The organism is Allobrachymonas wangyanguii (genome assembly GCF_045055315.1).
Classification (GTDB): Bacteria; Pseudomonadota; Gammaproteobacteria; order Burkholderiales; family Burkholderiaceae_C; genus Brachymonas; species Brachymonas wangyanguii.
Genome location: NZ_CP173677.1, coordinates 1,775,160 through 1,785,919 on the forward strand (window position 1 = coordinate 1,775,160; position 10,760 = coordinate 1,785,919).

Consider the following 10,760-nt stretch of genomic DNA (forward strand, 5'->3'; position numbering starts at 1 on the left):
CGCGCCCGGCCCCCTCTCCCCCTGAATACTGCACATTCCCATGGAAATATTCGGCATCCCCCTGGCAGGCATCCTGAGCCAGCTGCTGATCGGCCTGGTCAATGGCTCCTTCTACGCCATGCTCAGCCTCGGCCTGGCCGTCATCTTCGGCCTGCTCAACGTCGTCAACTTCGCCCACGGCGCCATGTTCATGCTCGGCGCCATGCTCGCCTGGATGGGCGGCCAATACCTGGGACTCAGCTACTGGGTCATGCTGTTCCTCTCGCCGCTGATCGTCTTCTTCATCGGCATCCTGATCGAGAAACTGCTGCTCAAGCACCTCTACAAGCTGGACCACCTCTACGGCCTGCTGCTGACCTTCGGCATCACGCTCATCATTGAAGGCCTGCTGCGCACCAACTACGGTGTCTCCGGCCTGTCCTACAGCGCCCCCGAACTGCTGCGCGGCTCCACCGACCTCGGCTTCATGGTGCTGCCCAACTACCGCGCCTGGGTCGTGGTTGCCTCTCTCGCCGTCTGTCTGGCGACCTGGTTCATCATCGAGAAGACGCGCCTGGGCGCCCTGCTGCGCGCCGGTACCGAGAATCCCAAGCTGGTCGAGGCCTTCGGCATCAACGTGCCATTGATGGTGACCCTGACCTACGGCCTGGGCGTGGCTCTCGCTGCGGTTGCCGGCGTGCTGGCCGCCCCGGTGCTGCAGGTCAGCCCGCTGATGGGCTCCAACCTGATCATCGTCGTCTTCGCCGTGGTAGTGATCGGCGGCATGGGCTCCATCCTCGGCTCCATCCTGACCGGCCTGGCGCTGGGCGTGATCGAGGGCATGACCAAGGTGTTCTACCCCGAAGCCTCTACCACCGTGGTGTTCGTCATCATGGTGCTGGTGCTGATGTTCCGCCCCGCGGGACTGTTCGGCAAAGAGAAGTAATTGCAGAAGGTATTTCAAATGAACAAGACCATCGGCTACGCCATCCTCCTGCTACTGGCACTGGCTGCACCCTTCATGGTGTACCCCGTGTTCATGATGAAGCTGCTGTGCTTCATCCTGTTTGCCTGCGCCTTCAACCTGCTGCTCGGCTATACCGGCCTGCTCTCCTTCGGCCACGCCGCCTTCCTCGGCGGCGCCGGCTACATCACCGGCTGGGTCATGACCCAGGTGATTCCCGATCCGGTCATCGGCATCATCGCCGGTACCGCCTTTGCCACCGTCATCGGCGTCATCATGGGCTATGTCGCGATCCGCCGTCAGGGTATCTACTTCGCCATGATCACGCTGGCGCTGGCGCAGATGTTCTTCTTCGTCGCGCTGCAGGCCAAGTTCACCGGCGGCGAGGACGGCCTGCAAGGCGTGCCGCGCGGCATGATTGCCGGCGTGCTGGACCTGAACAACGACTTCACCATGTACTACGTGGTGCTGGCCATCGTGGTGGCCGCCTACCTGCTGATCTACCGTACCGTGCATTCGCCCTACGGCCAGATCCTGAAGGCGATCAAGGAGAACGAGCCGCGCACCATCTCGCTGGGCTATGACGTGGACCGCTTCAAGCTGCTGTGCTTCACGCTGTCGGCGGCGCTGGCCGGCCTGGCCGGTGCGACCAAGACGGTGGTGCTGGGCTTTGCCACGCTGACCGACGTGCACTGGTCGATGTCGGGTCTGGTGATCCTGATGACGCTGATTGGCGGCATGGGCACGCTGCTGGGCCCGGTGGTAGGTGCCACCATCGTGGTGATCCTGGAGAACCGCCTGGGCAACATCGGCAACTTCCTGGCCAACCTGACCGGCGTGAACTGGTTCAACAGCCTCGGTGAGCAGGTCAATCTGGTGATCGGCTTCATCTTCGTGATCTGCGTGATGCTGTTCCGCCGTGGCATGGTGGGCGAGTGGCTGGCGTTTGTGGAGCGGTTCAGGAAGCGCCCGACCTGACCCTTTTCGAACTGACGATACAACCCCGCCTCGGCGGGGTTTTTTAATGGAAAACTGGCGGATGCCTTATGTGCACCGCAGCAATTCAGGAGCAAAAACGGATTTCCCTCTCCGCCAACCACTATCGTTTTCCCTAGGCTCCACTTCCGTAATGGAAAGCGACACCCGTAATTTTGCGGAAAACATAGGCAAAAAATCAGCAATAACCCGAGTTTCTTACTCAATATTGGTCCGAAACGCTCTTGCAAATCAAGGAAAACCCGAGTTGATTATGCATATATGCATATGAGAGGTGAAAATAGTGCAATTGGGATGCAGAAACGCTGTTTCAGAATAATGACAGAGTCAAGCAGCAGACACATCCCGCGCCTGGCTTGTACTCAAGAGGCATGACGCCCCGTCCTGCCTCAGGAACACCAGAGCACTACCACTTACGGAGACAACATGAGCGACATCATCGGCCATTACATTGCAGGACAGATCCAGGCGCCCGAGGGCAGCCGCACCGGCCCCATCTTCAACCCGTCCACCGGTGAAGAAATTGCACGCTGCGCCTATGGCGACCAGGCCACCATGGACCAGGCCGTCCAGGTCGCCACCGCTGCCGCGCAGACATGGTCCAAGACCTCGCATGCCACGCGCATTGCCGTGATGTACAAACTGCGTGAACTGATGATTGCTGCCACCGACGAACTTGCAGAAGTCATCGGCCGCGAACACGGCAAGACGATTGCCGACGCCAAGGGCGAAATCGGCCGTGCCATTGAAGGCATCGAATTTGCCACCAACGAACCCCACGTCACCAAGGGCGAGTTTTCCGTCAACGTCGGCGGCGGCATTGATGTCTTCTCCATGCGTGTACCGGTCGGTGTGGTCGGTTGCATCACTCCGTTCAACTTTCCGATCATGGTGCCCATGGTCATGATGGGCATGGCCATCGCCGTGGGTAACGCCATCGTCTGGAAGCCGTCCGAGAAAGTGCCGGGCGCAGCCATGATCCTGGCGCGCCTGCTGAAGGAAGCCGGTCTGCCGGATGGCGTGTTCAACATCGTGCACGGTGACAAGGCAGTCGTGGACGCACTGCTGGAGCACCCCGGCATCGCCGCAGTCAGCTTCGTCGGCTCTACCGGCGTGGGCGAATACGTGTACCAGAAAGGCACGGCCAACAACAAGCGCGTGGCGTCCTTTACCGGTGGCAAGAACCACATGGTGGTGATGCCCGATGCCGATCTGGATGCTGCTGCAGCAGCCTTTGTCTCCGCCGGTTTCGGCTCTGCCAGCCAGCGCTGCATGGCGATCTCGTTGCTGCTGCCGGTTGGCGAAGAAACTGCCATCAAGCTGCGCGAGCTAGTGATCGAGAAGATCAAGGCGCTGCATATCGGCCCCTACAACGATCCCAAGGCAGACTTCGGTGCCGTGGTGTCGGCCCAGTCCAAGGACGCCGTGGAAAAGGCCATCGCCGAGGCGATCGACGCCGGTGCCGAGCTGGTCATCGACGGCCGTGGCATCCAGATTCCGGGTCACGCCAATGGCTACTACATTGGCCCCACGCTGTTCGATCACGTGACCATGGACATGACATTCTACAAGGAAGAAATCTTTGGCCCGGCACGTGGCATCATGCGCGCCGCCTCGCTGGATGAAGCCATCGCCATCACCAACGCCCACGACTACGGCAACGGCTCGGTGATCTTCACGCGTGACGGCAAGTCGGCGCACCGCTTCATGAACGAAGTCGAAGCCGGCATGATCGGCGTCAACGTGCCGGTGCCGCTGCCGGTGTCCTACTTCAACTTCGGTGGCCTGCGCCGCTCCAAGTTTGGTGATGGCCACCTGTATGGCCCGGATGCGGCGCGCTTCTACACCAAGTTCAAGACGGTGTCCCAGCGCTGGCCTGATGCGGCCGCCGCACCAACAGACGTTTCCCTGGCGTTCAACCCGGTGTCGGACAAGTCCTGATCCGCCACACCATGAACCCCTGAAGGCGAGCCGGGCTCGCCTCCGGATCAGCACCTAGGGAAATGTCATGAACATCGCATTTATCGGTATCGGCAACATGGGCGGCCCCATGGCCATCAACCTGCAGAAAGCCGGCCACACGGTCAAGGCATTTGACCTGTCCCAGGCCGCCTGCGACACGGTCAAGGCCGAAGGCGTCAGTATCGCCACCAGCGCGATTGACGCTGCCAGCACGGCCAACGTCGTCGTCAGCATGCTGCCCGCCAGCGCCCACGTCGAAGCCCTGTACCTCGGCAAGGACGGCCACCCCGGCCTGCTCGACATCCTGCCAGCCGGTGCGCTGATCATCGACTGCAGCACGATCGCAGCTGCCAGCGCGCAGAAAGTGGGCATCGCGGCCCAGGCCAAGGGCTACGACTTCATCGACGCCCCGGTCTCCGGCGGTACCGCCGGTGCCGCTGCCGGCACCCTGACCTTCATGGTCGGTGGTCCGGACCAGGCGCTGGAACGTGCCCGTCCGCTGCTGGAAAAAATGGGCGCCAACATCTTCCACGCCGGTGCCATTGGCGCTGGCCAGACCGCCAAGATCTGCAACAACATGCTGCTCGGTATCCTGGTGATCGGCACCAGCGAAGCGATGGCACTCGGCATGGCCAATGGCCTGGATCCGAAAGCACTGGCCGAGATCATGCGTCGCAGTTCCGGCGGCAACTGGGCGCTCGAGAAATACAACCCGGTGCCGGGCGTGATGGACGGTACACCAGCCAGCCGCGGCTACACCGGCGGCTTCGGCACCGACCTGATGCTGAAGGATCTGGGTCTGGCGCAAGACAATGCCATGCAGGTACGTGCCAGCACGCCGCTGGGCGCCATGGCGCGCAGCCTGTACGCCGCGCACAGCCTGTCCGGCAAGGGCGGCATGGACTGCTCCAGCGTGATCCAGCTGCTGCAAAAGGCAGGTTGAGGACTTCCGTTTCCAGAGATTTTTGACGCAGACAGACGATGAACAGCTTCAATTGGGACAACCTGAAAATATTCCTGGCCGTGGCGCGTGCGCAATCGGCACTGGATGCTTCTGTCCTGCTGGGCATTGACCAGTCGACCATTTCACGTCGCCTGCATCAGCTGGAAAAGGATATTGCGTCACGCCTGTTCGATCGCAACTCGCAGGGCCACCGCCTGACGGCTGCCGGCCACCGGTTGCTGGAGCATGTGGAGAAGATGGAGATATCCATTGCTGCCATTGAATCCGAAGTCTTCAATGATCTCACCTCGCTCACAGGCGATATCCGCCTGGGAGCGACGGAAGGTTTTGGCAGCTATTTCCTGTCTCCGCATCTGGCCCGTTTTTGCGCACGCTATCCGAACATCTCGGTCGAGCTGCTGCCGATGCCACGCAATATCAATCTGTCCAAGCGTGAAGCCGACGCCTCGGTATCGCTGGAACGGCCGAGCAACGACCAGTTCGTGACCTCCAGGCTGTGTGACTATCGGCTGCTGCCTTATGCCACGCGGGAATACCTGGATCGCCACGCCCCCATCACGACCCTCAGTGACCTGGAACAGCATCGCTGGATCGATTACGTGGACGACCTGAAATTCACCAGCCAGCAATTCACACTGCATGACTGGCTGCCATCGGTCAAGCCCTGCTTTTCCAGTACCAGCGTGATTGCCCAGTTCCAGGCAGTGCAGGCCGGTGTCGGTCTGGCTTTCCTCCCCTGCTTCCTGGCGCATACCGTGCAGAACCTGGTACCCGTGCTGCCGGACGAGATCCAGGTCACGCGCACCTTCTGGCTGACCGCGCCGGAAGACCGCCGCGAACTGGCCCGGGTCAAGGTGCTCTGGGAGTACCTGCGCAAGGTGGCCGACGCCAACCAGGACTACCTGATGGGCACCGCCAAGACCATCCAATGGGTCATGCCATGAAGTACCCGACAACACACTCCTGCCCCGCCAGGCATTTTCCGTCCTGTGGACAGAAGGATTACACACGATGAGCGACATCATTCTCGAAGCCAGGGACCTGACCAAGGAATTCAAGGGATTCGTGGCGGTCAACAAGGTCAACCTCCAGGTACAGCGCGGTGACATCCACGTCCTGATCGGCCCCAACGGCGCCGGCAAGACCACCTGCTTCAACCTCCTGACCAAGTTCCTCAAGCCCACCTCCGGCCAGATCATCTACAACGGCCAGGACATCACCGGCGAGGAACCTGCCTCCATCGCACGCAAGGGCATCGTGCGCTCCTTCCAGATCTCCGCCGTCTTCCCGCACATGACCGTGCTGGAAAACGTCCGCCTGGGCATGCAGCGCAAGCTCGGTGTCTCCTACCACTTCTGGCGTCCGCAAAAGGTGCTGAACCAGCTCAACGACCGCTGCATGCAGCTGCTCGCCGAAGTCAAGCTGGACCAGTTCGCCGATGAACTCGCCGTCAACCTGCCCTACGGCCGCAAGCGCGCCCTCGAAATCGCCGCCACCCTGGCGATGGAGCCCGAGCTGATGCTGCTGGACGAACCGACCCAGGGCATGGGCCACGAGGATGTCGGTCACGTCACCGACCTGATCAAGCAGGTCTCTGCCGGGCGCACCATCATGATGGTCGAGCACAACATGAAGGTCGTCTCCACCATTGCCGACACCATCACCGTGCTGCAACACGGTGCCGTGCTGGCCGAGGGCGACTACGCCGCCGTGTCCAGCAACCCCCAGGTGATGGAGGCCTACATGGGCACCACTGCCGGCGAACTGCAAGGAGCCCACTGAGATGGAAGCCGTAATCGAGAAAACTGCTGCCAGCCACGCCGCCACCGGCGCCCCGGTGCTGGAAATCAGCGACCTGCACGCCTGGTATGGCGAATCGCATATCCTGCACGGCGTCAACCTGACCGTGAACAAGGGCGAGGTGGTCAGCCTGCTGGGCCGCAACGGTGCCGGTCGCACCACCACCCTGCGCGCCATCATGGGCCTGACCGGCAAGCGCCGTGGCTCCATCAAGGTCAATGGCGTGGAAACCATCCGCATGCCCACCTACCGCATTGCCCACATGGGCGTGGGCTACTGTCCGGAAGAACGCGGCATCTTCGCCAGCCTGAGCTGCGAGGAGAACCTCTACCTGCCGCCGCGCGTGCGCAGCAAGCAGCCGCAGCCGCCCATGCACACCAAGGAAATCTACGAGATGTTCCCCAACCTAGAACGTCGCAAGAACAGCCCCGGTACCCGCCTGTCGGGTGGCGAGCAGCAGATGCTGGCCGTGGCCCGCATCCTGCACACCGGGGCCAACCTGCTGCTACTCGACGAGATCTCCGAAGGCCTGGCCCCGGTGATCGTGCAGGCGCTGGCGCGCATGATCACCATGCTGAAGTCCAAGGGCTACACGGTGGTGATGGTGGAGCAGAACTTCCACTTTGCCGCTCCGCTGGCCGACCGCATGTACGTCATGGAGCACGGCGAGATCATCGAGCAGTTCTCCGCTGACCAGCTGCAGGAAAAGATGCCCGTGCTCAACCAGCTGCTCGGCGTCTGATACGTTTTTTCATCCGGTATTTATTACTACACAATAGGAGACATCACCATGAAACTCAAGAAAGCTTCCGCTCTCACTGCCATCGCCGCCTCCGTGCTGATGCTGGTTGCATGCGGCAAACAGGCCGGCACCTCGACTGCAGCTTCCGGCGGTGCAGCAACCACTTCCGCGGCCAGTAGCGACGTGATCCGCATCGGCTTTACCACCGACATGTCTGGCGTCTATGCCGATGCTGACGGCAAGGCCGGCGCCGAAGCGATCCAGATGGCGATCGACGACTTTGGCGGCGAAGTGCTGGGCAAGAAGATCGAGCTGGTCAGCATCGACCACCAGAACAAGGCCGACATTGCCTTGTCCAAGGCACGCGAGTGGGTGGACCAGCAGAACGTGACGGTGCTGATCAGCGGTACCAACTCGGCCGTCGCGCTGGCCACGGCCAAGCTGGCTGCAGAAAAGCAGATTCCGTTCTTCTCGGTCGGTGCTGCCACGGCGCGCCTGACCAACGAGGACTGCACGCCCTACACCATCCACTATGGCTTTGACACGGTGTCGCTGGCCCGCGTGACCGGCAGCGCGCTGCTGGATCAGGGCCTGAAGAGCTGGTACTTCCTGACCACCGACTACGCCTTCGGCCACTCGCTGGAGAAGGACACCACAGCCGTGGTGGAAGCTGGCGGCGGCAAGGTGCTGGGTTCTGTGCGTGCACCGCTGGGTGCCTCCGACTTCTCCTCCTTCCTGCTGCAGGCCAAGCAGTCCAACGCCCAGGTGCTGGCACTGGCCAACGCGGGTGCCGACTTTACCAACAGCGTGCGCGCTGCGCTGGACTTCGGCATCAACAAGGACATGAAGGTGGCGGCACTGGTGGCCTACATCAACGACATCCACGCTCTTGGCATCGACCGCGCCCAGGGCCTGCTGTTGACCGAACCCTGGTACTGGAACCAGAACGCGGAAACCACCGCCTTCTCCAAGCGCTTTGAGGAAAAGATCAAGCGTCCGCCGAGCTTCGTGCAGGCCGGCGACTACTCTGCCGCCACGGCCTACCTGAACGCTGTCAAGGCAACCGGCACCACCGACGGCACCAAGATCATGGAGTACCTGAAGTCCAACCCGATCAACGACATGTATGTCAAGGACGGCAAGATCCGTGAAGACGGCCGACTGATGCGCCCGATGTACCTGGTCCAGGTGAAGACCCCGGCCGAGTCCACCAGCCCGTGGGATCTGTACAAGACCCTGAAGGAAGTACCCGGCGAAGACGCTTTCACCCCGGTAGCCGAGTCCAAGTGCTCGCTGCTCAAGAAGTCCTGATCTGACTGACGATCCCGCGGCTGCCGCACTGGCGGCAGTCCGCTGACGCGCCGGGCCATCGCGCCCGGCCCCCTCTCCCCCTGAATACTGCACATTCCCATGGAAATATTCGGCATCCCCCTGGCAGGCATCCTGAGCCAGCTGCTGATCGGCCTGGTCAATGGCTCCTTCTACGCCATGCTCAGCCTCGGCCTGGCCGTCATCTTCGGCCTGCTCAACGTCGTCAACTTCGCCCACGGCGCCATGTTCATGCTCGGCGCCATGCTCGCCTGGATGGGCGGCCAATACCTGGGACTCAGCTACTGGGTCATGCTGTTCCTCTCGCCGCTGATCGTCTTCTTCATCGGCATCCTGATCGAGAAACTGCTGCTCAAGCACCTCTACAAGCTGGACCACCTCTACGGCCTGCTGCTGACCTTCGGCATCACGCTCATCATTGAAGGCCTGCTGCGCACCAACTACGGTGTCTCCGGCCTGTCCTACAGCGCCCCCGAACTGCTGCGCGGCTCCACCGACCTCGGCTTCATGGTGCTGCCCAACTACCGCGCCTGGGTCGTGGTTGCCTCTCTCGCCGTCTGTCTGGCGACCTGGTTCATCATCGAGAAGACGCGTCTGGGCGCCCTGCTGCGCGCCGGTACCGAGAACCCCAAGCTGGTCGAGGCCTTCGGCATCAACGTGCCGCTGATGGTGACCCTGACCTACGGCCTGGGCGTGGCACTGGCAGCCGTTGCCGGCGTGCTGGCGGCCCCGGTGCTGCAGGTCAGCCCGCTGATGGGCTCCAACCTGATCATCGTCGTCTTCGCCGTGGTAGTAATCGGCGGCATGGGCTCCATCCTCGGCTCCATCCTGACCGGCCTGGCGCTGGGCGTGATCGAGGGCATGACCAAGGTGTTCTACCCCGAGGCCTCTACCACCGTGGTGTTCGTCATCATGGTGCTGGTGCTGATGTTCCGCCCCGCGGGACTGTTCGGCAAAGAGAAGTAATTGCAGAAGGTATTCCAAATGAACAAGACCATCGGCTACGCCATCCTCCTGCTACTGGCACTGGCTGCACCCTTCATGGTGTACCCCGTGTTCATGATGAAGCTGCTGTGCTTCATCCTGTTTGCCTGCGCCTTCAACCTGCTGCTCGGCTATACCGGCCTGCTCTCCTTCGGCCACGCCGCCTTCCTCGGCGGCGCCGGCTACATCACCGGCTGGGTCATGACCCAGGTGATTCCCGATCCGGTCATCGGCATCATCGCCGGTACCGCCTTTGCCACCGTCATCGGCGTCATCATGGGCTATGTCGCGATCCGCCGTCAGGGTATCTACTTCGCCATGATCACGCTAGCGCTGGCGCAGATGTTCTTCTTCGTCGCGCTGCAGGCCAAGTTCACCGGCGGCGAGGACGGCCTGCAAGGCGTGCCGCGCGGCATGATTGCCGGCGTGCTGGACCTGAACAACGACTTCACCATGTACACGTGGTGCTGGCCATCGTGGTGGCCGCCTACCTGCTGATCTACCGTACCGTGCATTCGCCCTACGGCCAGATCCTGAAGGCGATCAAGGAGAACGAGCCGCGCACCATCTCGCTGGGCTATGACGTGGACCGCTTCAAGCTGCTGTGCTTCACGCTGTCGGCGGCGCTGGCCGGCCTGGCCGGTGCGACCAAGACGGTGGTGCTGGGCTTTGCCACGCTGACCGACGTGCACTGGTCGATGTCGGGTCTGGTGATCCTGATGACGCTGATTGGCGGCATGGGCACGCTGCTGGGCCCGGTGGTAGGTGCCACCATCGTGGTGATCCTGGAGAACCGCCTGGGCAACATCGGCAACTTCCTGGCCAACCTGACCGGCGTGAACTGGTTCAACAGCCTCGGTGAGCAGGTCAATCTGGTGATCGGCTTCATCTTCGTGATCTGCGTGATGCTGTTCCGCCGTGGCATGGTGGGCGAGTGGCTGGCCTTTGTGGAGCGGTTCAGGAAGAAAGCCTGAACCGGCTCCTGACTGAGGCCTGCATGCAGGCATGCACCAACCCCGACAGCCCCGGCTGCCGGGGTT

Annotated in this window: 9 protein-coding genes and 1 pseudogene; all 10 read left to right on the forward strand. The window is 61.9% G+C overall.

Going from position 1 to position 10,760, the window contains the following annotated elements; all coding sequences use genetic code 11:
• The first annotated feature begins 40 nt into the window (after positions 1-40).
• The 10 genes and pseudogenes from ACI3EV_RS08645 (at position 41) to ACI3EV_RS08690 (ending at position 10,694) form a co-directional block, all read left to right on the forward strand.
• The gene (locus ACI3EV_RS08645; protein WP_337690548.1) at positions 41-925 is read left to right on the forward strand and encodes a branched-chain amino acid ABC transporter permease; all 885 of its coding nucleotides are present in this window, start codon (positions 41-43) and stop codon (positions 923-925) included.
• A gap of 18 nt (positions 926-943) precedes the next feature.
• Positions 944-1,921: a branched-chain amino acid ABC transporter permease gene (locus ACI3EV_RS08650; RefSeq protein WP_329772030.1), complete on the forward strand. Its 978-nt coding sequence runs from the start codon at positions 944-946 to the stop codon at positions 1,919-1,921.
• A 444-nt stretch (positions 1,922-2,365) separates the two neighbouring features.
• The gene (locus ACI3EV_RS08655; protein WP_337692189.1) at positions 2,366-3,880 is read left to right on the forward strand and encodes a CoA-acylating methylmalonate-semialdehyde dehydrogenase; all 1,515 of its coding nucleotides are present in this window, start codon (positions 2,366-2,368) and stop codon (positions 3,878-3,880) included.
• Positions 3,881-3,947: 67 nt separating this feature from the next.
• A complete protein-coding gene (gene mmsB / locus ACI3EV_RS08660; RefSeq protein ID WP_337692188.1) occupies positions 3,948-4,844 on the forward strand; it encodes a 3-hydroxyisobutyrate dehydrogenase in 897 nt (298 codons plus the stop codon).
• Positions 4,845-4,882: 38 nt separating this feature from the next.
• Positions 4,883-5,809 carry a LysR family transcriptional regulator gene (locus ACI3EV_RS08665; protein ID WP_329772027.1) on the forward strand — a complete coding sequence of 309 codons (927 nt, stop codon included), beginning with the start codon at positions 4,883-4,885 and terminating at the stop codon, positions 5,807-5,809.
• 67 nt (positions 5,810-5,876) lie between these two features.
• Complete coding sequence (locus ACI3EV_RS08670) at positions 5,877-6,647, forward strand: ABC transporter ATP-binding protein (RefSeq protein WP_405197985.1); 771 nt, start codon at positions 5,877-5,879, stop codon at positions 6,645-6,647.
• Position 6,648: 1 nt separating this feature from the next.
• Positions 6,649-7,407, forward strand: coding sequence for an ABC transporter ATP-binding protein (locus tag ACI3EV_RS08675; protein WP_337692186.1), 759 nt, complete (start codon positions 6,649-6,651; stop codon positions 7,405-7,407).
• Positions 7,408-7,506: 99 nt separating this feature from the next.
• Complete coding sequence (locus tag ACI3EV_RS08680) at positions 7,507-8,718, forward strand: ABC transporter substrate-binding protein (protein ID WP_405198068.1); 1,212 nt, start codon at positions 7,507-7,509, stop codon at positions 8,716-8,718.
• Positions 8,719-8,817: 99 nt separating this feature from the next.
• Complete coding sequence (locus ACI3EV_RS08685) at positions 8,818-9,702, forward strand: branched-chain amino acid ABC transporter permease (RefSeq protein ID WP_337690548.1); 885 nt, start codon at positions 8,818-8,820, stop codon at positions 9,700-9,702.
• 18 nt (positions 9,703-9,720) lie between these two features.
• Positions 9,721-10,694: pseudogene (locus tag ACI3EV_RS08690) on the forward strand (branched-chain amino acid ABC transporter permease).
• The last annotated feature ends 66 nt before the right edge of the window (positions 10,695-10,760 follow it).

Bases quoted from the DNA above. Each gene is read 5' to 3' on its own strand.
- ACI3EV_RS08645 (WP_337690548.1), top strand. From the start codon at position 41: ATGGAAATATTCGGCATCCCCCTGGCAGGCATCCTGAGCCAGCTGCTG.
- ACI3EV_RS08650 (WP_329772030.1), top strand. From the start codon at position 944: ATGAACAAGACCATCGGCTACGCCATCCTCCTGCTACTGGCACTGGCT.
- ACI3EV_RS08655 (WP_337692189.1), top strand. From the start codon at position 2,366: ATGAGCGACATCATCGGCCATTACATTGCAGGACAGATCCAGGCGCCC.
- mmsB (WP_337692188.1), top strand. From the start codon at position 3,948: ATGAACATCGCATTTATCGGTATCGGCAACATGGGCGGCCCCATGGCC.
- ACI3EV_RS08665 (WP_329772027.1), top strand. From the start codon at position 4,883: ATGAACAGCTTCAATTGGGACAACCTGAAAATATTCCTGGCCGTGGCG.
- ACI3EV_RS08670 (WP_405197985.1), top strand. From the start codon at position 5,877: ATGAGCGACATCATTCTCGAAGCCAGGGACCTGACCAAGGAATTCAAG.
- ACI3EV_RS08675 (WP_337692186.1), top strand. From the start codon at position 6,649: ATGGAAGCCGTAATCGAGAAAACTGCTGCCAGCCACGCCGCCACCGGC.
- ACI3EV_RS08680 (WP_405198068.1), top strand. From the start codon at position 7,507: ATGCTGGTTGCATGCGGCAAACAGGCCGGCACCTCGACTGCAGCTTCC.
- ACI3EV_RS08685 (WP_337690548.1), top strand. From the start codon at position 8,818: ATGGAAATATTCGGCATCCCCCTGGCAGGCATCCTGAGCCAGCTGCTG.